We start from the raw sequence: 26,609 nt of genomic DNA on the forward strand, positions 1-26,609 counted from the left end.
GACTATGGAAGATTCCCGTAAAGCATTACAAGCATTTTTAGAGATCATTTCGTTTGACCGAATAATCAGTATTTTACTGCTGTGTCTAATGGCGTGGCTGTTATTGGTACTGATCCAATTTTGCTTAAATCAACTGAATAAAGCCTTGCCTAAATACCGCTTAATTTGGAATCGGTCATACCCTTTTGTGCGTTTATTTGTGTGGCTGAGTGTGATTGTTTATTCGATCGTTGGCATTATCGATCCACATGAGAACTTAATCCTTGCAGTGGTAGGTTCAATCAGTATTGTGGTGGGTTTAGCTACCCAAGAACCAGCCAAAAACATGATTGCTGGGTTTATTATTATGATCAACCCGCCTTATCGCGTTGGTGATATGGTAACGTTATCTGGACATTATGGTGAAGTCATTAAACTGGAATGGAGCGTAACTTGGCTGCGTACCTTTGATGATAATACCGTGATGGTGCCTAATGCTGAGGCGTTAAAAACTGCAGTATCCAATGCAAATAGCGGCGCTTTAGATGAAATGGTGGTAGTGAGTTTTACCATTCCAATGAATGCCGATCACAACAAAGCCATCGCGCTGGCCAGAGAAGCAACGCAATGCTCACCATATACCTTTTTAAATAAGCCCATTATTGTCAACTTAGGTAACGAGCACGACTTTGGCCAGTTTTTACAAACCATCACAGTCAAAGCGTATGTGATGGACGTAAGATTAGAGAAAAAGTTTATCAGTGACATCAATATCAGAGTATTAAGCGCATTTAAAAATGCCCAATTTTATGATGTACAACAAACGGTATTTCAGTAATTTACGCTATAATCGACTCAATTGTTAGATAACACTTTTTGATTGTTAAAATGGAGAATTTGCTATGACTCAAGATGAAATGAAGAAAGCGGCAGGTTGGGCAGCGCTGCAGTATGTCAAAAAAGACACCATCGTCGGTGTAGGTACAGGCTCTACAGTCAATCACTTCATTGATGCACTTGCCACCATGAAAGATGACATCGAAGGTGCGGTATCAAGCTCTGAAGCATCAACGAAAAAACTCATCGAACTCGGCATTGAAGTATTTGATTTAAACAGTGTTGATTTGATTGATGTCTATGTTGATGGCGCGGATGAGATTAACGACCGCATGGATATGATTAAAGGTGGCGGAGCTGCATTAACGCGCGAGAAGATTGTCGCGGCGGTAGCTAAACGGTTTATTTGTATTGTAGATAATACCAAACAAGTGCCCATTTTAGGTGAGTTTCCGTTGCCTGTTGAAGTCATCCCGATGGCACGATCTTATGTGGCGCGTGAGTTGGTAAAATTAGGTGGCGACCCCGTTTACCGTCAAGGCGTAATAACCGATAACGGCAACGTTATTTTAGATGTCTACAATATGAAAATTTTAGACCCTAAAGTGATGGAAACTAAAATCAACGCCATTGTCGGTGTAGTGACTAACGGTTTATTTGCTAACCGCGGTGCCGATGTACTACTAGTAGGCACCCCTGATGGCGTTAACACCATCACACTGTAAAAACTAAACCATTCGCTTGATTAACTTGAATGTTTAGCAATAGCACAAAAAAATGGCCTAGCATTACTGCTAGGCCATTTTTTTATCTGTTTTAGTCTCTGTTTTAGTATCTGTTCTGCAATGACAACGAATTACACTGTGAACTGGCTCACCGCTTCATGCAGTGCTTTGGCTCGTACTCTCACATCTTCAGAAGCCGCGGCATTCTCTTCCGCTGCTTGCGATGATTCATCAGCAATATCACGGATAACCACCACGTTTTTACCCACTTCTGCGGCAACCATGCTTTGCTCTTCAATTGCCGCTGCAATTTGAGTACTCATGTCCATAATATTGGTCACGTCATTGGTAATGGTTCGTAAAACATCACCCGCGATGGCGGCTTGTTCAGCACTCTCCCGCCCTTGTTGTTGGCTTTCGTGCATAAGGTTAACAATAGAATGAGTTCGCGCTTGTAAGGTTGAAATGATGCTGGAGATTTCTTGAGTCGACGTTTGTGTTCGCAAGGCTAGCGTGCGCACCTCATCGGCAACAACCGCAAAACCACGGCCTTGTTCCCCCGCTCTTGCTGCTTCAATCGCCGCGTTTAATGCCAATAAGTTTGTTTGATCAGCAATGCCTCTAATCACATCAAGCACACTGCCAATAGTGACACTGTCTCGCTCAAGTTCAGTAACTACAGCGGCTGAATCGGCTAATTGCTTCGCTAGCAAGTTTATTTTTTGAACGGTGAGTTCTACGCCCTGTTGACCAGATTGAGCATTCTCATGAGTTTGGCTGGCTTTACTGGCCGCCAATTCAGTATTCTTGGCAATTTCGTCAATGGTAGCCCCCATTTCGGTAACGGCTGTAGCGACCATGTCGGTTTCATTAAGCTGGCGTAATACGCCTTTAGAAGCTGTCATAGCATTTCGAGACAGCTCTTGGCACGACTCATTCATTGCAGTAACCGACTCGTCCACTTGTTGAATCAATTCTTGAAAAGTCATGACCATTTGGTTGAAGTGATAGGCGATTTTCGATATTTCATCATTACCAGACTCATCACAACGCATTGATAAATCTTTACTTTTTTCAATTGAAGAAATTACATAGGTAATATCTTGCACCGGCTTAATAATGCTACGAATAATTAAATAGGTGAAAATACACAGTACTGCAGCGATTAACAAAAATATGCTTAAGCCAATAATGAAAGCCTGATTTTTACCATGTTCAATTTCGGCCAAGGTTTCCTCTCGCAGGGTAACGGTATCATTATCGGTTTGATGAATTTTATCCCGCAACTCAGCCATTTTACCGTCTTGCTCCGACAAACCAAATAGCACTTCTTTATTGACTAAATTGTTAAAATTCACTCGATAATCTTTAATATCTGCGCTCAATTGCTCCTTGTCAGAGAAAGACAAAGTAGACTGTTGTACTTGAGCTAAAAAACGGCCAATTCCGTCATCAAAAGCTTGTACATATTTAGGATCACGACGGAGCATGAAGTCTTTCTCACTGCGACGCAGTTGTAGCATTGCCACTAGCAGAGCATCCTCAGCATTATCACTCAGCACAGTTTCAACTTTTTTAACTGCCGAACGCAAATCGCCATATAAACCTGACTCGGGAGTTAGGCCTATCTCAATTTTTAGTGCAGTAATTTCATTGAATATTGTTTTATAATCATTGAGGTTGTTTTCAAAATCATCTAAAGCATCAACATCCATTCCTTGGTGCTCTAGCGCAACACGTACTTCGGCCATATAAGCCAAAATATCATTCATGCTATGTTTAAATTTTTCAACATAAACAGTGTCGTTACGATGGAGAAAATCCTTTTCTTCAGTACGTAATTCAAGCACTTTTTTTTCAATTTCAACAATACTGCTCGATGCGGTTGATAATTCCAACAGGACTGATTCAGAATAATTTTGTAACCCGAACATCGCGAGTACTGAGGAGATTGAAATGATCGAACTTAAAATAAGTTTCGAACGAATAAGCATATTTTCTACCACCCAAGAGTAAGATTTAACGTTATTGTTATTATTTTATGATCTGGCATGGAATTTAGATCAATCTTGCAACATCAGTATAGCAATTAGTTATCGGCAAACATGAATAAAGCTAAACTTTTTAAAAGAAAAGTGATTATTTATAAACACTCATATAAACCTTTTGCCGACTTGAGGCTGTCAAATAACTACACCATCATATTGGATATGTTGTGACATTAAGGATGCCACTATTAATCAGTCAAAAACCGAGCAATTAAGCCACTTAGCGGCACTTGACGACAGTCAGTTGGTCGCAATAGCGGTTACTGGTTGCAAACAGGCATTCCAGCAACTCTATCGGCGCCATCATAAGCGGGTTTACGCCATTTGCTTTAGATTGAGTGGCCAAGCTCAACTTGCTGATGATATGACCCAAGTTTGTTTTATACGCTTATGGCATAAATTGGACCAATTCAGAGGCGACAGCCAATTTACCACCTGGTTGCATCGCTTGTGCGTCCGCCAAGCGATTAACGAATTAAAGGTACAACAATCGTGGTGGCGACGCTTTATACCGACAGAGCAACTTGAGCCGCAGGACATACCCACGGTTGCCTTTGATGAATATCACCAATTGGATAAGTGTATTGCCAAATTACCTCAACGGACTCGTATGGTATTTGTACTGTGTGCAATTGAAGGTTATCAACATAAAGAAATTGCCGCCCTACTCAACATTGCCGAGGGCACGAGTAAAGCGCAGTACCATAATGCTAAACAATTTTTACAGGAGATGCTTGCATGAACACGTCACCGCAAGACCTCGATAGCCTAATCAAGTCATTGCCGCTAGAGATGCAACCTACAACCGATTTGTGGCCAGCGATTGCAGCTAAGTTACCACCTCAATCTCAGCAAAAAAAACATCTGACTCGCCCTTGGCTTATCGCAGCTAGCGTTGCAGTTTTTTGTATGCTGACCATCCTGCTTTGGCAACGCCCAGAGGGTAATTCATTGCTGCCGCAAACTGCCGCACTAACGACAACCACCCCACAAGCCACAGTGAATACCGAGGTAAGCCTAACGACATCTTCAACCCAAACCGAGGCAACATTAGCTGAGCTAGTCGATCAAATAGCCATGACTCATCAGACCCAACTGGATGTTTTTAATCAAAACCAATACACCGTGAGTTGGCAATTATCATCAACTGATGCTCCACAACAGATACAGAGCGATATTAGCCAAGCATTAGCCGAGCTGGATACCGCCTCAAAACAAGTACAAGCAGCATTGAAACAACAACCGACTAATCAACAAATGTGGCAATTATGGCGCTGGATCATGCAACGTCAAATAACCCTATTGCAGCAAGGCCAAAAGCTCCCATTTACGTCTAAACGGACACCACAAGGAAATACAATATGAGCATTCTTAAATACGTGTTAATCGTGCCGTTAATCGGTATCAGTTTTATCTCAATGGGCAAAGAAGCCGTTGACCAACAATTAAGTGTTTCTGATAACCCTTCGGTCAGCATGAAAATACAACGGGGTAACGTTGAGCTCGTCAGTTGGGATAAAAATAGCATTCAGATTAAAGGTGAACTTGATGAGTTAAGCCAAGGCTTAATATTTGAGGTTAAAGGCAATAGCGTTATTGTAGAAGATAAATTACCCCGCAGTTATCAAGGCAGTAATAAACAAGGGTCACAACTGACCATTTACCTGCCTAAACAGCTAGGTTTAGATGCCGAGGGAGTATCAGCCAGTTATCAATTATCACAGCTAAATGGCCAAATATCGTTAGCGTTAGTCAGCGGCAACATTAACGCCCAACAACTTAGTGGCAATACTAAACTCACCACGGTGTCAGGCAATATTAATACCTCTGAGCTAGCAGGAAAAATTAACCTCGAAACAGTATCGGGCGATATCACTGATAGCAATAGCCAAGGCGAGGCTGAGCTGCGCTTAGTCAGTGGCGAACTAAAAAGCCAAAGCGCTTTTACACATTTGTCTGTCGACCAAGTGTCTGGTGACATAACCGCAATCGTTAACCAAGTCACTGAGTTGAATATTGTTACCATCAGTGGCGATGCACAATTAACCTTAGGGGCCGATTTAAACAAAGCTCAACTCGAAACCATAAGTGGAGATATGGCACTAACGTTTGCTGGTATGCCTAACATCAGTTTTATGATTGATGGCGGCCCTGGTGGAAAAATCGACAATCAATTAACCGATGATAAACCGCTAAAACAAAAGTACTCACCAGCCAAAACGTTGCAGTTCAAAACTCAAGCTGGCACAGGTCAAGTCAACATCAATACCATTAGTGGCAAAATTAGCCTGACTCAATAAGTGTAAAATAACATTAGCTCGGGGTAAGCGATGCTTATAAAAGAGCGCTTTGCTCGCAATTGATTCTGTATTGAAAAAGTGATTTTGTATTGAGTAGAAATTGATTTGCAATGAGCAGATAAAAAAATGCCCGGTAATCATTATATGGTGACAACCGGGCACTTTTATATATTCAAATAATGACTAAACAGATTTCATTTCAGCATCGGTTAAAAAGCGCCATTCACCTGCGGCTAAGTCCGTGTTTAACTCGATATCACCTACCGCTTCACGGTGTAAATTAACCACTCTATTACCCACCGCGGCAAACATACGCTTAACTTGATGGTACTTACCTTCGCTAATCGTCAATCGCACATGAGTTGAGTCAATAATATCGAGCAAAGCAGGCTTGGTCAGCTCATCTTCATTGCGCAGCTCAACACCATCGGCAAATACCTGGATTAAACTGTCATCAATAGGTTCGGCTAATTCAACCAAATAGCGTTTGCCACAATCTTTCTTTGGCGAAGTGATTTTATGCGACCACTGACCATCGCTGGTAATTAACACTAAGCCTGTGGTGTCGACATCTAATCGACCAGCAATGTGCAAAGTGTCCATTTTCTCAATATCAATCAAACTCAATACGGATGGATATTCTTCATCGATGGTTGAACAAATGGTGTCTACCGGTTTGTTTAACATGATGTAACGCTCGCCAATCACGCTAATTAATATGCCGTCTAAATGCACCGACATTTGTGGTAGTACTTTAAAACCTGAGTTTTTGACCACAACACCATCACAGGTAACGTCACCACGATGCAAGGCTCTCTTGGCCAATGACCGAGTCAGTTCGGTACTTTCACAGATAAATTTGTCTAAACGCACAATGATTACTCAATCTAAAAATATTGACGCTATTATGCTGCTTACACGCTTAAATAGAAATCAATCACCGATATTTTTCACCGCTAAGGTAATTTTTGGTTACACATCCTCACAAAAAACACACTAAAAAGGCCTCCTTGCGGCTTGTTTTATAGGCGGATAAGGCCTTAACATACAATTCACAATAAAAGTAATAGCTTTTCCCTTTGGATAAAGGGGTTATTACTGAATTAAGCGACACTGATCGCAATGCCCCATTGAAGGGCTTTTTACATCAAGCAAAGGAAACAACATGAGAAAATTGGTTATTGGCGGTCTATGCGCCTCATTAATTGCAGGCTTGAGTGCTTGTAGTGATGACAAGGCAGTCGTTACGCCTGCTGCAGATGTCGCAAAAACAGCTACTGCTGCTGCAGTAGAAAAAGCACTTACGTCTGGCATCACGTTTGACAACATCGACAAGTCAGTGCGCCCACAAGACGATTTTTATATGTATGTTAACGGCGCATGGATGAAAAATGCAGAAATCCCTAGCGACCGTACCAACATTGGCGCATTTTACGACTTACGTGAAAATGCACGTGATGATGTTAAAGCCATTATTGAAGATTTAAGCGCGACGCCAAATCTAGCCGATGGCACAGATGAACAGAAAGTGGCTGATTTATATCGCTCATTCATGGATGTTGAAACGCTTGATAAATTAGGTATTGCACCAATCCAAGCTGATTTGGATAAAATTGCAGCCCTGAAAGATAAAAAAGAATTAACCGCATTTTTTGGTGAAAACCAAGCAAACGGTGGCGGTACACCGCTAGCATTCTATGTTGAAATTGATGCTAAAGATTCAAGCCGTTATGCCACACACATTTGGCAATATGGTTTAAGCCTGCCAGAGAAAGATTACTACTTTAATCAAGAAGAACGCTTCGTCAACATCCGTAAAGCCTACGTTGAACACATTGAGAAAATGTACAACCTTGCTGGCTTACCAAATGCAAAAGCCAACGCTGAAGCCATTCTTGCACTTGAAACTCAAATTGCAGAAAAGCATTGGGACGTAGTTGAGACGCGCGACAGTACTAAAACATACAACCTATACCAAGTTAAGAATTTGCCAGAATTGGCTTCAGAAATTAACTGGGATGGTTATTTAGCGGCGCTTGGCGGCGACAAGCAAACAGATATCATTATCAACCAACCAAGTTATATCCAAGGCTTAAACGAGGTGCTTAAAAATAACGACCTTGATACTTGGAAAAACTACATGACTTGGATGGCATTAACTCATAATGCCAGCAATTTATCTGAAGCATTAGATAACGAAAACTTTGAGTTTTTCTCTAAGACGCTTAATGGTCAAGAAGAACAAGAACCTCGTTGGAAGCGTGGCGTGAGCACTGTGAGTGACACGCTAGGCGAGGTAGTGGGTAAAGTGTATGTGAAACGTCACTTTGCACCAGAAGCTAAAACCCGCATGGAACAGTTAGTTGAAAACCTACGTGGCGCTTATAGTTCAAGCATTGATTCATTAGATTGGATGAGTGCTGATACTAAAGTTGCTGCAAAAGATAAATTGGCTAAGTTTAATCCTAAAATTGGTTACCCGAACAAGTGGGATGACTACAGCAAACTAACCATTAAAGCAGATGATTTAGTCGGTAACGCCAAGCGTGCAGCGATTGTTGAGCATAACAAAAGTCTTGCTAAGTTAGGCCAACCAATTGACAAAGACGAGTGGCACATGACGCCACAAACCGTTAACGCTTACTACAACCCAACCATGAACGAAATCGTGTTCCCTGCTGCGATTTTACAACCGCCTTTCTTCAACTTAGAAGCTGATGATGCGGTTAACTACGGTGGTATTGGTGCTGTTATTGGTCACGAAATGGGCCATGGTTTTGATGACCAAGGTGCTAAATTTGATGGTGAAGGCAACATGCGTGACTGGTGGACCGAAGCTGACTTAAAAGCATTCGAGTCAAAAGGCAATGCATTAATCGCTCAGTACAATGGTTATCAAGTGTTTGACGACCTACACGTGAATGGCAGCCTAACATTAGGCGAGAACATTGGTGACTTATCAGGTGTGACTATCGCCTATAAAGCTTACAAAATGTCACTTGACGGTAAAGAAGCACCAGTTATTGATGGCTTAACAGGCGATCAACGCTTCTTCATGGGCTTCACTCAAATTTGGCGTGTGAAGATGAAAGAAGAAGCCATGCGTAACCGCGTTGCAACTGATCCGCATTCACCTGGTCATTTCCGTGCATTAGGTGCGCTATCTAACATGCCTGAGTTCTACAGCACTTATGACGTGAAAGAAGGCGACAAAATGTACATTGAGCCTGCTAGTCGCGTAAAAATTTGGTAATCACCAAGACGAATGACTGACTTAGGTCACATTTACACACAAAAAAGGGCATCGAAAGATGCCCTTTTTTTATAAAAAAAACTAACCAATTGATAATAAAAACAAATACAACACAAAGCCACGTTAATATATATCATTAAACCTTGTTCATTCAGCCCCTATTCAGCCAAAAAGCGGTACATTGGGTTAACAGACATTATGCTGGAGCTATTCAATGAATAAGTTGTTTCGTACCTTCTTTATATTCTTAATTTTACTGTCTACACGTGGTGCTATTGCCCAGCCTAACGAGCTTAAATACACCAAGCTAGCTCAGCCATCGGACTTCAGCCAAAAATCATCTAATGATATTGAGCAGCTAATGGCACTTTATGATCACAACAGCGACTTGGTGACACAAGATAGTGATAACTTGCATGCTCTGATGTCTCGGGCACCAGTGGCGCAGCAAGAACTTATTGACCTACTCCACTTCATTGATCAATCAAGTAATACTAAAACCATTATTCCTGCGACCAAAAGTTATCAGCGTGCTGCTCAAAAAGTGCAAACAAAATTTAATGGCGACGCCAGCCAACTAACCGATATAGCACGGGCAAGTGTGGTGGCCTATGACGTAAAAAGCTTGCTATCAAGTTACCAACAGTTGAGCCAATACACCGAAATTGTGCAATTAAAAAATCGTTTTTCTCATCCTAAAGTGTCAGGTTATCGTGATTTAAATGTATTAGTGAAATTACCCGTTAGCCAAATGGTGGTTGAAGTACAATTTCATTTAAATGATATTGCCGACATAAAAAGTGGCCCTGAACATCATGTTTATGAACAAATCCAACAGATAGAGTCTCAGGCGAAAGCCACATCTAGACACTTAAATGACATTGAACAAGCCATGATAGCCAAGCTTCGTCAAGACTCGCACAAGCAGTATCATAAAGCGTGGTTAAGCTATAAACGTCAAAGTTTATATAGTTCACAACAACAAGTAGCATAAATACTGATAACTATCCTTATTATGAATAACTCACAACCCCTAACGTTTTTCTAATCACAGTAAGTTTCCACCCTTTTAGCGCTCATATGAGCGCTTTTTTTTTGCCAAACAAGATCCGCAACAATCACTTCTGCTATACTCGCGCCCATTACAAAACGATCTGCTGGACAATGCGATGAATGACATTATTGAACAACTACAAGAATTAAGCGAAACCGTACCGGTGCCGTTAGAATTGCCAACTTTTGAGCAACTTGTAGAAGTTGAAGAACAGATCTTAATTGGTTTACCCAACGATCTAAAAGAATTCTTACTGTATGGCAGCGATGTTATTTATGGCACGCTTGAACCTGTTACCGCTGCCGATCCATCTTCACATACCTACTTACCTGAAGTGGCTTGTTATGCTTGGTCTATTGGATTACCTCGCGAACAAATTGCCATTTGCCAAATCGGTGATAGCTTTTATTGTATTGATGAAGAAAGCCAAGTGTTGTTTTGGAAAAAAGGCCGATTTAGCGACAAAGTATGGGAATCATTTTGGCATTGGGCCGAAGACGTATGGCTTAATCGATAATCTTATTTATTAGCCTCGGTTGGAGTTAACTAACCCAACGCGAGATAATAAACGGTTATCAAACAAATTATCACTAACAATGAGAACGATCATGTCGAAAAATACCGGTTTAAATGCAATTGAAATTCAATGTTTACGTCAGTCTTTAGGCCTAACAACTGAACAGGTTGCTAGCATCACTAAAGCCAGTAATGAAGACGTGATGGCATGGGAATCTGGCGAGAAAGAAGCACCGATTCCGGCTCAAAAAAAGTTACTAGAAATCGATGATATTATCGAAATGCAAGTGCTCAACACCTCTGACGGTATTGAAGAGCTATTTAAAAAAGAGCCTAAGCGTCGGTTAGCCTTTGTGGTGTATCCGACTCAAGCGCTATATACCCAATACAATCCAGAATTTTTAAGCACTTTACCATTAACTGAATTGTACAATGCCGCAGCTTGGCGTATTAAAAAAGAATGTAAACTCGTACTTGAAGTGGATGTAAGCTTAGTCGCGCTCGATGCCGAAGCCTATAAAGCTTATCGTGCTGATAACGGCATGAGCGAAAGCCGAGAAAGCCGTGCAAAATGGGCTGCTACTCAGTTATAAAAAACCTCCATTTTGACAGTCAATCACTAAAAGGAAGCTTCGGGCTTCCTTTTTAATAACGGTTATTTAGCGACATCGGCAAGTGCTACTGTTTTGGCGAGCGCAGCAGCCAAAGCAGGACGTTGCTTTAGCCTATCACGATACGCTGACAACTTGGGCGGAATGTCTTGCTTGAATCCCAAAGCCCACCCTAATGTTTGGCTTAATAGTATATCGGCGACCATTGGCTCGCTGCCACATACAAACCCAGACTCCGGTATCCAAGTTTCTGCAATAGCAGCTGCTTGATCAAACTCCCATTTAGCTACAGTAAACATAGTGTCTACACGCAGTTCTTTTGGCAACGCAAAACGATGCTTTGCAATACTCCAAATCGGTTGTTCAAGTTCACTAATGACAAAACTCATCCAGCGTTCATGGATAGCAGACTCTTGAGTACCCGGTTTTGGCAACCATTTACCTTGGCCGTATTTTTCCGCTAAATAACGCATAATGGCCGCAGATTCGCTTAACACAAAATCACCCTCTGTGAGTACTGGCATTTTGCCACTAGGGTTAAGGGCTAAAAATGCGTCACCTTTATGTTCACCATTAGCAAAATCGATAGCATAAAACTGCCATGCAATACCTAACTCTTCTAAAAGCCAAGATACGCGTAGCGCACGACTTTTTTGGGTTCCGTATAACGTAATCATTTTGGCTCCATTTTGTATGATGAGGTTAATGAGAATAAAAAAAGCCACATTGCACCTTAAGTGAATGTGGCTGTTGTTATCTTATGACGTTGTCATTAGAACTTCATTGTGACTTTAGTATAAATATAACGGCCTAATGGGTTATGTACACCCATTGCGTAACCATATAGGTCAGCATCACCATCACCAATCGCAAATGATGGCTCTTCATCAAACACGTTATTAACACCTACAGATAGCTTAACCGTGTCATTGAAACGATATGAACCAGACATATCAACTAACAACTGTGCATCAACGGTACGGGTTTCGTTGAAATCTTCAAACTCGCCGATGTAACTTAAGTTAACGTTAGCGGCAAAGTCATCCATGTTCCAGTTAGTTGTCGCTAACCAGCGGTGTTGTGGATACTCATACTCACCAGTGTAATCAATGATCTCGCCATCAATTTCTTTTTCAAAGCTGATTAAGTAACTGTACTCTAGACCAAACTTAACGTCACCATAGCGGTTTAATTCAAGACCATAATGAGTTGATAAATCCACACCTTGAACTTCTTGTGAACCAATATTGACGAATCCAGATTTAATCACATCAAGCGGACCAAATGTCTGACCTGCTTGCGGTGCATTTCGCAAACAGACCGTACTGTTTTGATCATTACAATTTTCATCATAAAGAACCTGGTTTTGCAGTGAATCAATCTTGTGATCTTGGAGGATATTGTACATATCGACACCAATATCAAACTGCTGACTTGGAGCCCAAATCATACCCACATTCCAGGTTTCTGACTCTTCTGCTTTAAGGTTAGGGTTACCGGCAAATATAAAGTTGTAATCCAATAACTCACAATCTACGTTATCAGCTTCACAACGATAGCTATCAATTAAAAAGTCACTTTTTTCAGATGGGCCTAAGCCTATTTGCGCTAACGATGGTGCACGGAAACCGGTTGACCAAGAACCACGTGCAGTTACCTCGTCACTAATGCCCCATTGGAAGGCAATTTTAGGGTTAGTGGTTGAACCAAAGTCACTGTAGCTGTCATAACGACCCGCTAACTGCAGTTCAAAGTTATCTGCAATAGGAATTGATAATTCTACATAGGCAGCATGTTGATCACGTGAACCAAATGCAGACACCGCTTCAGTACCAAAAATCAGACCGCGCTGGAACTGCTCATCTGGCACGTCACTAACGCTTTCTTCGCGATACTCTGCACCTGCAGCCATCATGATATCGCGATCTGCGATGGTAAATGCATGGCCCGAAATACTCGCATCATAAGCTGTGATGCTCGACTTACCTTGTCTTACTAGACTTGTGGTGATGCGATCAATCACATCTTGCGAGTTCATCGTGCCGCCAAACGGGTTGTAGTTACCGGCATCAATTTCGGCTTGTAAGTAATCAGTTCTTACCCAACCTTGTGAACGATCGCCTGTTTGAGTTGATTCACTGCGACCACGTTGCGCTGACACTTCCCAGTCCCAATCGTTTATTACACCGCGAAGACCGGCAACAATACGCATAGTATCTGATTCAATATCCCAACGACGAGCGCCAGCATCAACTGTACGGTAACGGCCGATATCAATGTCTTGTCCAAATGGGTTGTTAGGATGAGAACCAGGCACGGTTAAACCAGCATCTTCATCTAATGGCGTTGGTGCACCACCCGCTTCAGAGGTGTTATGTTGTACAGATAACTCTAAAAATGCAGTTAAATCTTCACCTAGCATGTAATCAAATTGGCCAATAGCACCAACACGCTCAGACGTTGGAATGGTTAAATTGTATGGACCGTAATCAAACAAACAACTGCCACTTGCTGTGGCATTCTCAGCGGGGCAATCAGGATCGATAGTTTTCACACCATTAACATAAAAATACCCTGGAAAGCCTCGTGATGAACGGTAATCTTCACCGCCGTAAGGTGATTGGTTAGCGGTGCCAAAACGACCCATATCGCTTGCTGACAAGGTGCCATTGGTAAAGTAATCAAGAATAATTGACGCACTGCCTTTGTCGGCTTTTACGCCCCACACTAAGCTGGCTGTGGTTTCGTCATAACCCGTACCGCTGTCATCACCATAACCTAGGTTAATTTCAAGCCCTTCGATATCTTTTCTTAATATGATGTTAACCACACCAGCGATAGCATCAGAACCATAAATGGCTGAAGCACCGTCTTTAAGAATATCAATGCGCTCAATCGCTGATACTGGGATATTGTTGATATCAACAAATGAATTCGAAATACCTTCAGCAAAGGCACTCGATCCCACTCGGCGACCATTGATAAGTACCAAAGTGGCATCTGGCCCTAAGCCACGTAAACTGATTGATGCACCACCGTTAGCGGTAGAATCTTGGCTGTTTCCACGAGTAGAAAATGCACCAGAACCGTTTGCAGGCATACGCTCAAGCAATTGTTGTAGGTTATCGAAACCCATGTTGGCGATATCGTCTTTATTCAACGATTGTACTGGCGAAGGTCCCTCAATATCAGTTCGTTTGATACGAGAACCAGTCACTTCAATTCGTTCAACTTTTGATTCAGCACCGGCTTCAGCAGCTTGAGAAACGAATGCGATAGGGGCAAGGGACAGTGATATGGCGATAGCGCAAGCACTACGCAGTAGGTTAGTTTTTTTCATGATCATCCTTAACGTTAATTTATTGTTTTACATCCTTGACTGTTGCACACTGCCGTTAAAGCTATAACGACGCGCAACTCGTGCGGATTTATACTTACGCAACTAAGTTAAGTCATTTCTTAACAAAGTCAACACAAGCCCGTAATGTAAATGTAACCAGCCACTTAAACAAGAATAAATACTTAAAAAAAGTGAATTTAAATGCTTTTGATATGGAGGTCAGATGAGTGACAAAACGCTAGTTAGTGCCCACTTTCATGCAAACCTAGGTCTGTACTGGTTATTGTCTGGCGGCTTAGTCTTTTGCCTAAGTGTTGTTGGTATTCCATTGTTATTATTATGGTTTCCCCTAGGATTACTGGCGACAAAGCGTTACATCAATAACATGAGTGCTGAATTAACCGAGCAAAAACTCATCGTCCGCAAAGGGTTGTTTACTCGAACAGAAAATACCGTTCCATTGGATAAAATCACCGATATGGCGCTTATCCAAGGCCCCATCATGCGCATGTTTAGCATACATAAACTTACCGTAGAAACCGCCGGGCAATCTGGTGCTGGGGCGTTAATTAACTTAACGGGCGTCATAAATGTAGTCGATTTTAGAGCACAAGTACTGGCACAAAAAACACAACTCACTGAACGGAAAGACCACACATCGGCCCGCTCCAATACCGATGCATTAATCCTCGACAATCTACAACAAATGAACGCTACTCTTTTGCGTATTGAACAATCATTAACCGCTAAACAATCAAACTAGGTCTTTTTTAACATGCTTAATCAACAAACTGCATCAGCCTTACCGTGGGTATCTCGTGTTAACACACTTTTTAAAGCCACAGGACCTGGGATCTTAATGGCCGCCGCCGCGATTGGCGCTTCTCACTTAGTCGCCTCAACTCGAGCGGGTGCCGAATTTGGTTGGCAACTGGCGTGGCTCATTTTATTAGTCAATATCGTTAAGTATCCTTTCTTCGCCGCTGGCGCTCGCTACACAGCAGCAACTGATGAGAGTTTATTGCACGGTTATCAAAAGCAAGGCCGCGGGTATTTGATGCTGTTTACGGGGCTTAATGTTATTGCCGCCATTGCCAGTACGGCGGGGGTATGTATGTTAACGGCGGCCATGCTAACCCAGTTTATTCCGCTATCGATTGATGTATTAGCGCTAATTGTATTGGTCAGCTCATTAGCATTATTAATTTTCGGCCACTACAAACTACTTGATAAAATGACCAAAATTATCATGTTGGCTCTTACGTTAACCACCTTAGTCGCCGTGGCATTGGCTTTTAATCGTCATAGCGGATTCGGCACTCCAGTGGTTGGCGAATCTCCTTGGCAATGGGCGTATGTCGGTTTTTTAGTGGCGATGATGGGTTGGATGCCTGCTCCGATAGAGGTCAGTACTTGGAACTCATTATGGTTAATAGAAAAACGTAAAACTCAAACGGTAACCGCCAAGCAGGCTATTTTTGATTTTAATCTAGGCTATGTCACCACGGCATTACTGGCGATTGTATTTTTAGCGTTAGGCGCATTAGTGATGCACGGCAGTGGCGAGCGTTTTTCTGACTCTGGCGCGGTATTTGCGTCGCAATTGATCACCCTCTATAGCCAAGTTATGGGCAATGAAAGCCGTTATCTCATTGGGATAGTCGCGTTTTTATGTATTTTTAGCACCACAGTGACGGTAATTGATGGTTATAGCCGCACACTTGATATGGGCTGGCGATTACTGTCTAACAACACGTCCACACGCAGTTATTTAACCCAGGTGATGCTCGGGATCAGCGCGCTGGGTTTATTACTCATTTTATTCTTTAAAGGTGCCTTATTACCGCTGCTTGAATTTGTGATGATCCTTGCCTTTATGACTACCGTTATTTTTGCTTGGCTTAACTTCCGTTTAATGACCAGTGACACCTTGGCTAAAAAACATCGTTATGGCCGGGTGATGGTTGGATTGTCTTGGATTGGTTTATTGTATTTAGTTGGTTTTGCCGGACTGTTTATTTACTGGTATCTCGCTAAATAACCTCACTAAAAGCCTAGAACGCTGCGCTGCTAGTACGCTTCGCGGCTAGAGGCTATAAAATCAACAGCCTAGCAGCGAAGCGATACTAGCAGACCGAAGGTCGCCCTAGCAGCAAAGCGACACTAGCAGACCGAAGGTCGCCCTAGCAGCGAAGCGACACTAGCAGACCGAAGGTCGCCCTAGCAGCGAAGCGACACTAGCAGACCGAAGGTCGCCCTAGCAGCGAAGCGACACTAGCAGGCCGAAGCTCGCCCTAGCAGCGAAGCGATACTAGCAGACCGAAGGTCGCCCTAGCAGCGAAGCGGCACTAGCAGCGAAGCGGCACTAGCAGCGTTAGAAATCGATTGCAGTTCAAGCAGGATTAATCTGACTAATCAATGATTACCCGTTATACTAGTGTTTCGTCAATTGACCTAAACCATTTATGCGCATCCGCGCCAGAGAACCTTATGATTAACAATGATATTCTTCGCCGTATTCGCTTTGTGTTTGACTATTCAAATGCCAAAATGATTAACATTTTCAGCCAAGCCAAAGTAGACATGTCTTCAGAGCAAATTATTGCGCTGTTGAAAAAAGAGGAAGAAGAAGGTTATCAAGCGTGTAATGACACATTAATGTGTCAATTCTTAGATGGTTTGATCATTCAAAATCGTGGATTAAAGCCAGGAGCTGAAGTACCAGCACCTTTAAAGCAATTGACTAACAACCTTATGTTCAAAAAATTACGCGTTGCGCTTGAAATGCGTGAAGAAGATATTATTGCCGCATTAGCTTTAGCAGATTTTTCAATGACTAAATCTGAGCTAGGTGCGCTATTCCGTAACCCTGATCATAAAAACTATAAACCTTGTGGCGACCAGGTATTAAGAAATTTCGTTAAAGGTTTATCAATCAAACATCGCGGTAAGTAAAACCTGCCAAGTTGTTGAGATAATGCTTTATAAATGCGTAGCTTAGGCTGCGCATTTTTGTTTGTGAGATTTACATTTAAACAATAATAATTTTGCATTTACACCATACGATTGTTCACATAGCAATGACACAATAGTAAGAGGTGAGTAAAAGTACCTAACAATTATGTGATTTTACTCACTTAACAGACCACAAAAAAGATCAGACGTGATAATCTACAAGCACAAAAAACCAGCCCAATTCTAATAACGATCTAACTGGATCTCACACATTAAGGTTCCCCATGGACGATAACAAACGCCCCCTCTATCTTCCTTTTGCCGGCCCAGCGATTCTTGAATCACCCCTGCTTAATAAAGGCAGTGCATTTAGTGAAGAAGAACGAATTTATTTCAACCTCGAAGGCCTCATTCCTTGGGTCATTGAAACCATTGATGAGCAAGCCGCTCGCGCTTACGCACAATTTAAAAACTTCACCAATGATCTCGATAAGCACATTTATTTACGCAACATTCAAGATACTAACGAAACCTTATTTTATCGTTTAGTGCGTAATAACATCAGTGAAATGATGCCAATTATCTACACGCCTACGGTTGGTTTAGCCTGTGAACGTTTCTCAAAAAACTATCGTCGTAACCGCGGTTTATTTATTTCGTATCCTAACAAAGATCGCATTGATGATATTTTAAATAACTCAACCCGCCATAAAGTCAAAGTCATCGTGGTGACGGACGGAGAACGTATTCTCGGTTTAGGCGACCAAGGCATAGGCGGTATGGGGATCCCAATTGGTAAATTATCGCTATACACCAGTTGTGGCGGCATAAGCCCGGCGTATTGTCTTGCGGTGACCTTAGATGTTGGTACTGATAACCCACAACTTCTTGAAGACCCTATGTATATGGGCTGGCGTCATCAACGTATTGGCGGTGATGAATATGCTGAATTTGTTGAAGAATTTATGCAAGCAGTCAGCCGTCGCTGGCCTGATGCCTTAATTCAGTTCGAAGATTTTGCACAAAAAAATGCCATGCCATTACTTGAACGATATAAAGATCAATATTGCAGTTTCAATGATGATATTCAAGGCACTGCAGCCGTTACGGTAGGCTCACTACTGGCAGCTTGTAAAGCCGCTAACAGTAAACTTAGCGAGCAACGTATTACCTTCTTGGGTGCGGGTAGCGCTGGTTGTGGTATTGCCGAAGCGATTGTGGCGACAATGGTATCTGAGGGCATTAGCGATCAACAAGCTCGCTCACAAGTGTTTATGGTCGATCGTTGGGGCTTATTACTCGATAACATGCCTAATCTACTTCCATTCCAACAGAAGCTAGCGCAACCCTGTGCCACGATAGAAGCATGGGACAATTACAGTGACAATATTTCGTTACTTGATGTGGTTAACAATGCCAAGCCAACGGTACTTATTGGAGTATCAGGCTCTCCTGGTTTATTTACTGAAGAAATCATTAGAGCAATGCACAGCCATTGTAAACGTCCAATTGTATTCCCATTATCGAATCCAACGAGCCGTGTAGAAGCGACCCCGAAGGACATTCTTAATTGGACATCGGGCCAAGCACTCGTGGCAACGGGTAGCCCATTTGAACCTGTGGTCGTCAATGGCGAAACCTTTGAGATAGCACAATGTAATAATAGCTTTATCTTCCCAGGTATTGGCTTAGGCGTATTATCTTGTGGTGCAAGGCGTGTATCTGATGAAATGTTAATGGCTTCAAGTCGTGCTTTAGCGGAGTGTTCGCCATTAGGCAAAGAGGGTGTTGGCTCGCTATTACCTCGCCTAGAAGATATTCAAGCTGTCAGTAAATATATTGCTTTTGCTGTTGCTAAAGCTGCCATTGATCAAGGTTTAGCATTACCTTGTACCGATGAGTTACTGCAACAATCGATTGAGGCTAACTTCTGGGAACCTGAATATCGTCGTTACAAACGTACCTCATTCTAACAATAATTAAGTACGACTCAGCGCTTTAGAATTGTAAAGCGCTGATTGTCATTAGTGTGATAGTGAAACTCATTGATTGAAAAGGTTATGCGCTTTTTAACCATAAAAAAATCCCAACCTAAGTTGGGATTTTTTATGTCTGTAATAACAGTAAATTTATGCCGACATCACTAGCTTAAAACTATTCAACAATGGGCGGTCGGTGCGCGCTTTTTTAAGCTTACGTAAACACTCTTTCAACGACTGCTCAGCTAAGCGTCCGAAGACACCATCATATTCGTTATTATTCATCTCTTCTTCAGAGTCAGCACTATCAGCAATTTCTTGCGCAACACGGCTTAACTGCATCCACGCATTGGCAATATAAAAGCCATGAAACTCTGCTTTGGTCATTAACTTTTGCGCACTCGCAGGTAATGCATCCCAAGCATGAGTAAATGTATTGGCTTTATCTTCAATAAGTTCGCTAAACAAGCCTTCATAGGCCTCAAGTAATGTTTCAGGTAACTTGTCCATCGGCAGTACTTTGTTTGCTACGTTATACGAAATTTGTTTTGCTACGTCTTGATACTGCGGGTCAACTTTGGTCATGGTTATCTCTCAATTAACATTCTACACATGGATTGGCATCAGAATGTTTGATGGCATAATAATCAAATTATTTATTGAAATTAGGCCAGAACAAACGCACTCTTAATGCCATATCTATGCAGTGATATGTCTTTTACTCATGTAAATGAAAACAAGCTAATCCAATTATGACATGATTTTTTACTGTTTGTATTATCAGTTTTTAAAGTAATACTCCGTCGATATATTAACTTAATGAGCAGATCAGCCTCTAAATATGGACTTTAATCTGCAGGTCACATCAATTTATCATTGATAAAACACCCATTGTGCACAATAATTGCTCATCGATAGTAAAGATGTATATAAAAGTGCTATAACTACGCCTACACAATGATTATTGTTGCCAACAAAAACTATAAATAAAAAAGCAGCTTATTATTTTGAATAAATCACTAAATTTTCACTTTTTTATTGCTATTTTTATCGCAATATATTTTTTACCTACTTCAGTCTTTGCCGCTTATTACGACAACGACAAAGCTGATGCTATCTATAAAAAAATAGATTTAGCTGATTATATTGATCAGATCGCTGGCGAAAAGCTACTCAACGAATATAAGCGGATCATTGCCTCTGACGATGAGATCCGTCAAAAACTCTATGTCCGTTTAAACTGCTGGAACCAGCCTTCTACTACAGAGAGTGAACTTACCAACGCCATTAAATATGCAGAGCAGCAACTGCTGATATATTCAGAACCCTATCCATCCGCAATTCATACCGATTTATTATTATGTTTGGGCTATTACAAACAGTTTTCAGGGCAATTAGACGAAGCTCTGGACGATCTTTCTAATGCAATAAATAATGCATACGAACTTGAAGATCCTCGACTTATCGCTGACGGCCGCAGCATTCGAGGGGCAATGCTGTCCTATCAAGGCAACTATTCATCTGCATTAGAAGATTTAATTACATCGCAACAATTGTATGAAAATCTTAATTTAACTTATTGGGCAAATGATAACTTGAGTGAACTTGCTGCAAGTTATCGGCGTTTTGGTGATGCTGAAACCGCTCTTAAATACCAAATAAAACTTGAACAAGCTTACCTTAAGGCCAATCAACAAATAGAAGCTGATAACATCAATAATCAGATCGCATTTTCACTTTTAGAGCTTGGACGTATCGATGAGTCTACAGCTCGATTTAAACAGTCGCTCGCCTTCTGGAAAACCCAAAAAGATAACGTTGCGATTGCAGATGCCAAAACCAATATTGCAGGTAATCTGATTAAGCTAGATAAAATAGATGAAGCACTAGTGCTGTTAAAGGAAGCAGAAAAAGAAATCCCAGTCAGTCATGATGGGCCGCATAGCTCATTAATGTTATACCTAGCACAAGTATATTTAGCTAAAAATGAATTAGATAAGGCACTTGAATACAGTCAGCTTGCATCAATTGATTTTAACCGTGGTGGCAATGAACGCGGTGAAAATGAAAACATCTATCTCAAAAGCGATATCTACCAAGCTAAAGGTGATATTGAAAACGCATTAAAAACATTACAAAAATTTATTAAAATGCACATGGCACTTGATAAGCAAAATATGTCTGATCGCAACTCAGAAATGCAAGCGCGCTTTAACACCAACAAAATTCAAACCGAAAACGAATGGTTAATACAACGCGACAAAGATAAAGAACAACAGTTACAGATTTTACAGCGTAACGAAAGCATGCAAATCATCATTATAATCTTAGTTGCGATTATTTTAATTATCGTATCAATGTTTGCTTACAAGCAAGTCATGCGAAAACAGCTCTTTAGACGTTTAGCCCTAACTGATGAGCTCACTAAGCTCTCCAATAGACGTGACACCTATTCTCAAGGCAATTATTTCCTGAAATCATCACAACAGTCGGGTAAACCTTTTTCAATCATCTCTTTTGATGCCGACCACTTTAAAATCGTTAACGACACTTTAGGCCACGACATGGGCGATAAAGTACTGGTAAAACTGGCCTCTATTAGTACTAGTATGATGCGCGATACCGATGTTGTTGGACGTGTTGGTGGTGAAGAGTTTTTGATTTTATTACCTAATATCGACAAAGCGAAAGCCATTGAAATCGCTAATCGGTTAATTGAGACCATTGCTGATTACGACTGGACTCAGATTTCGCCGAACTTACATCAAACCATCAGTGCTGGAGTGGCGAGTTATAGTAATGAAACAGAGTTATCTCCGTTGTTGCTAAAAGCGGACAAAGCACTCTATTCAGCCAAAGCTGCTGGTCGAAATTGTGTCAAAGCTGAGTAAAACGCGTATAATTTTAGCGTGTTTACTCAATGATAGTGTTATGACAACAACGACCGCAGTATTAACGCCTGATCCAATTACCGATCTTGAGATCAATTCAATCCCCGAGCCCTGTCCATTGACCGCGGTTCAACTTGATGTGCTCAATAGGCAAATCAAGCTTTGGGGTAAAGAACTTGGCTTTGCTCATATTGGTGTTGCTGATGTCGACTTAACTCAGCATGAGGCAGCATTACAAGACTGGTTAGATAAAGGTTATCACGGTGAGATGGCTTACATGGCTAATCACGGAATGATGCGTGCTAGACCCGCTGAGTTACATCCCGGAACCATTAGAGTGATTTGTGCTCGGATGGACTATTTACCGCCTGACGCTGGCTTTGCCAGTAATTTAACCGACCCAAATCTTGGTTATATCTCTCGTTATGCGGGTGGACGTGATTACCATAAACTCATCCGACAACGGCTTAAAAAGCTCGGCGATAAAATTAACCAGTATTGCCAACAGCTCGACTTTGATACGACTGATTTTAGACCTTTTGTGGATTCTGCACCTATTTTAGAACGTCCATTAGCCGATAAAGCCGGACTAGGCTGGACAGGCAAACACTCGTTAATTTTACACCCAGATGCAGGCAGCTGGTTTTTTCTTGGCGAGTTACTCATTAACTTACCGTTACCGTTAGATATCCCGATTGAAGAAGGCTGCAACACTTGCGTAGCCTGCATAAAGTCATGCCCAACTGATGCGATTGTCGAGCCCTATGTTGTCGATGCAAGACGCTGTATTTCTTACTTGACCATTGAATTACAGGGCGCTATCCCAGAAGAGTTTCGCCCGCTTATAGGCAATCGTATTTATGGCTGTGATGACTGCCAGCTAGTGTGCCCAGTCAATGCTAAAGCACCACTGACAAAAGAAACTGATTTTCATACTCGCAGTGCGCTTATTCAACCCGATTTACTGACTCTATTTGCTTGGTCTGAACCTTATTTTCTCAGCCAAACAGAAGGCAGTGCGATTCGACGAATTGGTCATAAACGTTGGTTACGTAATATCGCGATTGCATTAGGTAATGCCCCTGCTAATCCGGCCATTATTAATGCGTTAGAGCAACGTAAACACAGTGAAGAAGTGGATGATATGGTACTTGAGCATATTGAATGGGCATTAGTTCAACAAATACAAAAAGCGCCACAGTCGGCGCTTTCACGTAAAACTCAACGAGTGATCAGATCAATACAAAAGGGTTTACCAAGAGACGCATAAACAAAATAAGCATTAGGCATTAGAGTCTAAGGTAAAACCCACTTTAATGGTCACTTGCCAATGAGCAATTAGGCCTTCTTCTAAATGACCACGAGTTTCGATAACTTGAAACCAACGCAAATGTAGTAAACTTTTATTGGCTTCTGCAATCGCATTTTTGACCGCCTCATCTGAACTTATTGGTGATGATCCCACGAGTTCAATGACTTTATAAGTGTGACTCATAATAGCTCCTATTGTTAACTGCACATCTTTAGTTTCAGTGTAGTAAACAATAGCGCTATTCACCGCAGTATCGTTGAATAATAAACAGATAACGGTAAGCCGTTGAATCCGGGGGGCTCACACCGTTTTTCCCTAAGATAAGTTTTTTTCAACTACTCTCAACAGAGAACAACCAAATTCAACTTCATACAACTTCATACAACTTCATACAACTACATACAACTACATACAATTGCCAAGTCTACATTTGGCTTCGCCATGTCTGCCAGCTAATATTGATAAATTATTTTCATTTAAATCAATGTTATCTATAACGAGTTCATCCCAATTAGAACCGACGTCGAAGCACTTTAGTCGCTTCAATCATATTCCGCAGCGCGGGCTCAACTTCATCCCAGGTACGGGTTTTTAAACCACAATCAGGATTAACCCATAACTGTTTCACCGGCACTTTTTGCGACGCTTTAGTTATTAAGTCGACCATTTCATCAACGGTTGGAATATTTGGCGAATGAATGTCATACACACCGGGACCAATTTCATTAGGATAATGAAAATCTTCAAAGGCACTCAGTAGCTCCATACGCGAACGTGACGTCTCAATGGTGATAACATCAGCATCCATCGCCGCTATGGCATTAATGGTGTCATTGAACTCGCTGTAACACATGTGTGTATGGATTTGAGTTGCATCTTCAACACCTGCAGCCGATAACTTAAACGCATCCACCGCCCAGGTTAAATAATCTGCCCATTGGCTTTGTTTAATCGGTAAACCTTCACGAAATGCAGGTTCATCAATTTGAATAATGCCAATACCCGCTTTCTCTAAATCAACCACTTCGTCACGTACTGCTAATGCAAGTTGGTTAGCAATATCTTTACGTGGAATATCTTCACGAGCGAACGACCAATGTAAAATGGTCACCGGACCCGTTAGCATGCCCTTAACAGGCTTGTCGGTTAAGCTTTGCGCATAGGTAGCCCAGTCGACCGTCATTGGTTTGGGGCGAGACACATCGCCATAAATTAACGGCGGCTTAACGCAACGAGAACCATAACTTTGCACCCAACCAAATTGAGTAAACCCAACGCCCTCTAATTGTTCACCAAAATACTCCACCATGTCATTACGCTCAGCTTCGCCGTGAACTAGCACGTCGATACCCAGTTTAAGTTGACGAGAAATGGTGTCTTGAGTGACTTGCTCAAGCTGTGAACGGTAATCATTGTCATTGATTTCGCCTTTACGCCAGCGACTGCGTAAACCCCGAATAGCTGGCGTTTGCGGAAATGAACCTATGGTGGTTGTGGGTAATAATGGCAGCGCTAACTTTTGTTGTTGGGCAATGATACGGCGGGCAAATGGACTGTTACGTTCAAAATCATCAGCGGTTAGCTGCGACACACGTTCTACAACCTGCTGATTAGCTGCGGCAGCTTTTGCCAAGCGGCGTTGCTGGCAACGATCAATAATCGCTTGGCTAGTTGCTGAACCTTGCTCAACGATTAATTGATGAATTTCGTTAAGTTCAAATAATTTTTGTTTCGCAAAAGCTAATTGGCCAAGTAATGGCGTAATTAATTGTCTTTCAACCTCGACATCCACAGGACAATGCAACAATGAACATGAAGGTGCAATCCACAAACGATCGCCTAACATGGTCGCTAACTCGGTTACCTTCTGTGCAATCACATCAACATCAGCAGCCCACACATTACGGCCATTAACCACCCCAACAGAAAGTACCTGCTGAACGCCTAAAGCATTAACAAACACATCAAGCTGTTCTGGCGCGGTGACTAAATCAAGATGTAGCCCCTCAACCGGTAATGCACTCACCAATGCTTGATGATGGGCAATAGAACCGTAATAACTGGCGAGTAAAACCTTTAATGATGCTGGCTTTTGTTGCGCTAACGTTTGATAACTGTGGCTAATGGCTTGCTGCCACTCATCGGTTAAGTCTGCCGCTAATACCGGTTCATCAAGCTGTACCCAACTCACACCTTGGGCAGCAAAACGAGACAAAATTTGTTGATAGGCAACCAATAACTGCGGTAACAACGTCAACTTATTAAACTCAGAAAGGCTTTTAGATAAGTATAAATACGTCACCGGACCGAGCAGCACAGGTTTTGCTTGATGACCTAATTGCTGTGCTTCTGTGACTTCATCAAACAATTGTTCGAAGGCAATCTCAAATGTTTGATCAGCGCTTAGTTCTGGCACTTGGTAATGGTAGTTAGTATTAAAAAACTTGGTCATTTCTGCCGCACACGCATGTTGGCCGGTTTGCGAACGGCCACGAGCCACGCGAAATAAGGTGTCAATATCGACAGCGGCTGGGCTGCCATCAGCTTGAGTGGCCCGATGACGATCGGGGATCACATTTAAGGTCGCGCTCAGGGTTAGCACCTGGTCATAATAAGCAAAATCCCCTACTGGCAGTAATTCAACACCCGCATCTGCTTGCCACTGCCAATGAGTGCGCTTTAATTCACTGGCAACGTTTTTCAGCTCCGTTAATGTGGCTTCACCACGCCAATAACGTTCTAAAACAAACTTCAATTCACGCTGACGTCCTATGCGGGGAAATCCTAAACTTGAAATTTTCATACTGCT

22 protein-coding genes are annotated in these 26,609 nt (G+C 41.9%); 15 read left to right on the forward strand and 7 right to left on the reverse strand.

All coding sequences use genetic code 11. The annotated features are described in order from the left end of the window. Window positions 1-4: 4 nt before the first annotated feature. Window positions 5-817, forward strand: a complete 813-nt coding sequence (locus tag AAEY94_RS05940; RefSeq protein WP_101085897.1) for a mechanosensitive ion channel family protein — start codon at window positions 5-7, stop codon at window positions 815-817. Window positions 818-881: 64 nt separating this feature from the next. Continuing rightward, window positions 882-1,541, forward strand: coding sequence for a ribose-5-phosphate isomerase RpiA (rpiA, locus tag AAEY94_RS05945; RefSeq protein ID WP_011636324.1), 660 nt, complete (start codon window positions 882-884; stop codon window positions 1,539-1,541). A gap of 131 nt (window positions 1,542-1,672) precedes the next feature. Here the strand turns inward: rpiA and AAEY94_RS05950 are convergent, their stop codons facing one another. After that, on the reverse strand, window positions 1,673-3,535 hold the full coding sequence (locus AAEY94_RS05950) for a methyl-accepting chemotaxis protein (protein ID WP_350977925.1): 1,863 nt from the start codon (window positions 3,533-3,535) through the stop codon (window positions 1,673-1,675). Window positions 3,536-3,833: 298 nt separating this feature from the next. Here AAEY94_RS05950 and AAEY94_RS05955 point away from each other — a divergent pair, with 298 nt between their 5' ends. The 3 genes from AAEY94_RS05955 to AAEY94_RS05965 are packed head-to-tail and all read left to right on the forward strand — an operon-like array spanning window position 3,834 to window position 5,889. Then, window positions 3,834-4,331: an RNA polymerase sigma factor gene (locus tag AAEY94_RS05955; RefSeq protein WP_101085899.1), complete on the forward strand. Its 498-nt coding sequence runs from the start codon at window positions 3,834-3,836 to the stop codon at window positions 4,329-4,331. Continuing rightward, window positions 4,328-4,954 carry an anti-sigma factor gene (locus AAEY94_RS05960; RefSeq protein WP_350977929.1) on the forward strand — a complete coding sequence of 209 codons (627 nt, stop codon included), beginning with the start codon at window positions 4,328-4,330 and terminating at the stop codon, window positions 4,952-4,954. Before AAEY94_RS05955 ends, AAEY94_RS05960 begins: the two co-directional genes overlap by 4 nt. Beyond that, entirely contained in the window at window positions 4,951-5,889 is a 939-nt protein-coding gene (locus AAEY94_RS05965) for a DUF4097 family beta strand repeat-containing protein (protein ID WP_350977932.1), read from the forward strand. The genes AAEY94_RS05960 and AAEY94_RS05965 overlap by 4 nt, the downstream gene beginning before the upstream one ends. Before the next feature lie 183 nt (window positions 5,890-6,072). Here the strand turns inward: AAEY94_RS05965 and rsuA are convergent, their stop codons facing one another. Then, window positions 6,073-6,762: a 16S rRNA pseudouridine(516) synthase RsuA gene (gene rsuA / locus AAEY94_RS05970; protein ID WP_101085902.1), complete on the reverse strand. Its 690-nt coding sequence runs from the start codon at window positions 6,760-6,762 to the stop codon at window positions 6,073-6,075. A 292-nt stretch (window positions 6,763-7,054) separates the two neighbouring features. On the opposite strand from rsuA, the gene AAEY94_RS05975 reads away from it, so the two are divergent. From AAEY94_RS05975 to AAEY94_RS05990, 4 genes are all read left to right on the forward strand, one after another. Continuing rightward, window positions 7,055-9,142 carry a M13 family metallopeptidase gene (locus AAEY94_RS05975; protein ID WP_101085903.1) on the forward strand — a complete coding sequence of 696 codons (2,088 nt, stop codon included), beginning with the start codon at window positions 7,055-7,057 and terminating at the stop codon, window positions 9,140-9,142. Between the two features lie 214 nt (window positions 9,143-9,356). Then, complete coding sequence (locus AAEY94_RS05980) at window positions 9,357-10,136, forward strand: nucleotidyltransferase family protein (RefSeq protein WP_182744895.1); 780 nt, start codon at window positions 9,357-9,359, stop codon at window positions 10,134-10,136. Between the two features lie 175 nt (window positions 10,137-10,311). Continuing rightward, a complete protein-coding gene (locus AAEY94_RS05985) occupies window positions 10,312-10,713 on the forward strand; it encodes an SMI1/KNR4 family protein (protein ID WP_011636316.1) in 402 nt (133 codons plus the stop codon). A gap of 91 nt (window positions 10,714-10,804) precedes the next feature. Continuing rightward, window positions 10,805-11,305: a DUF4447 family protein gene (locus AAEY94_RS05990; RefSeq protein ID WP_162022444.1), complete on the forward strand. Its 501-nt coding sequence runs from the start codon at window positions 10,805-10,807 to the stop codon at window positions 11,303-11,305. 62 nt (window positions 11,306-11,367) lie between these two features. Here AAEY94_RS05990 and AAEY94_RS05995 read toward each other — a convergent pair whose 3' ends face one another. Continuing rightward, a complete protein-coding gene (locus tag AAEY94_RS05995) occupies window positions 11,368-12,000 on the reverse strand; it encodes a glutathione S-transferase family protein (RefSeq protein WP_350977938.1) in 633 nt (210 codons plus the stop codon). 95 nt (window positions 12,001-12,095) lie between these two features. Further along, complete coding sequence (locus AAEY94_RS06000; RefSeq protein WP_350977941.1) at window positions 12,096-14,663, reverse strand: TonB-dependent receptor; 2,568 nt, start codon at window positions 14,661-14,663, stop codon at window positions 12,096-12,098. A gap of 223 nt (window positions 14,664-14,886) precedes the next feature. Here AAEY94_RS06000 and AAEY94_RS06005 point away from each other — a divergent pair, with 223 nt between their 5' ends. The 4 genes from AAEY94_RS06005 to AAEY94_RS06020 all read left to right on the forward strand — a co-directional run bounded on the left by AAEY94_RS06005 (window position 14,887) and on the right by AAEY94_RS06020 (window position 19,591). Continuing rightward, on the forward strand, window positions 14,887-15,426 hold the full coding sequence (locus AAEY94_RS06005; protein ID WP_101085908.1) for a PH domain-containing protein: 540 nt from the start codon (window positions 14,887-14,889) through the stop codon (window positions 15,424-15,426). Window positions 15,427-15,438: 12 nt separating this feature from the next. Further along, a complete protein-coding gene (locus AAEY94_RS06010; RefSeq protein WP_335692913.1) occupies window positions 15,439-16,704 on the forward strand; it encodes an NRAMP family divalent metal transporter in 1,266 nt (421 codons plus the stop codon). Window positions 16,705-17,153: 449 nt separating this feature from the next. Further along, window positions 17,154-17,618: a YehS family protein gene (locus AAEY94_RS06015; RefSeq protein WP_101086303.1), complete on the forward strand. Its 465-nt coding sequence runs from the start codon at window positions 17,154-17,156 to the stop codon at window positions 17,616-17,618. 284 nt (window positions 17,619-17,902) lie between these two features. Further along, a complete protein-coding gene (locus AAEY94_RS06020; protein ID WP_101085910.1) occupies window positions 17,903-19,591 on the forward strand; it encodes an NAD-dependent malic enzyme in 1,689 nt (562 codons plus the stop codon). Between the two features lie 156 nt (window positions 19,592-19,747). On the opposite strand, the gene AAEY94_RS06025 is transcribed toward AAEY94_RS06020, so the two are convergent. Beyond that, window positions 19,748-20,182, reverse strand: coding sequence for a DUF3069 domain-containing protein (locus tag AAEY94_RS06025; RefSeq protein ID WP_101085911.1), 435 nt, complete (start codon window positions 20,180-20,182; stop codon window positions 19,748-19,750). A gap of 422 nt (window positions 20,183-20,604) precedes the next feature. On the opposite strand from AAEY94_RS06025, the gene AAEY94_RS06030 reads away from it, so the two are divergent. Both AAEY94_RS06030 and queG read left to right on the forward strand, forming a co-directional pair. Continuing rightward, entirely contained in the window at window positions 20,605-22,488 is a 1,884-nt protein-coding gene (locus AAEY94_RS06030; protein WP_101085912.1) for a tetratricopeptide repeat-containing diguanylate cyclase, read from the forward strand. Window positions 22,489-22,528: 40 nt separating this feature from the next. Next, the gene (gene queG / locus AAEY94_RS06035) at window positions 22,529-23,758 is read left to right on the forward strand and encodes a tRNA epoxyqueuosine(34) reductase QueG (RefSeq protein WP_350977948.1); all 1,230 of its coding nucleotides are present in this window, start codon (window positions 22,529-22,531) and stop codon (window positions 23,756-23,758) included. 12 nt (window positions 23,759-23,770) lie between these two features. On the opposite strand, the gene AAEY94_RS06040 is transcribed toward queG, so the two are convergent. Together AAEY94_RS06040 and metE are read right to left on the reverse strand one after the other, a co-directional pair. Further along, on the reverse strand, window positions 23,771-23,983 hold the full coding sequence (locus AAEY94_RS06040) for a dodecin (RefSeq protein ID WP_041412796.1): 213 nt from the start codon (window positions 23,981-23,983) through the stop codon (window positions 23,771-23,773). A 328-nt stretch (window positions 23,984-24,311) separates the two neighbouring features. After that, complete coding sequence (gene metE / locus AAEY94_RS06045; RefSeq protein ID WP_350977952.1) at window positions 24,312-26,603, reverse strand: 5-methyltetrahydropteroyltriglutamate--homocysteine S-methyltransferase; 2,292 nt, start codon at window positions 26,601-26,603, stop codon at window positions 24,312-24,314. Window positions 26,604-26,609: the final 6 nt, after the last annotated feature.

Origin of the sequence: Shewanella sp. AC34-MNA-CIBAN-0136, from assembly GCF_040309945.1 — a bacterium.
In the GTDB taxonomy this organism is placed as follows: Bacteria; Pseudomonadota; Gammaproteobacteria; order Enterobacterales; family Shewanellaceae; genus Shewanella.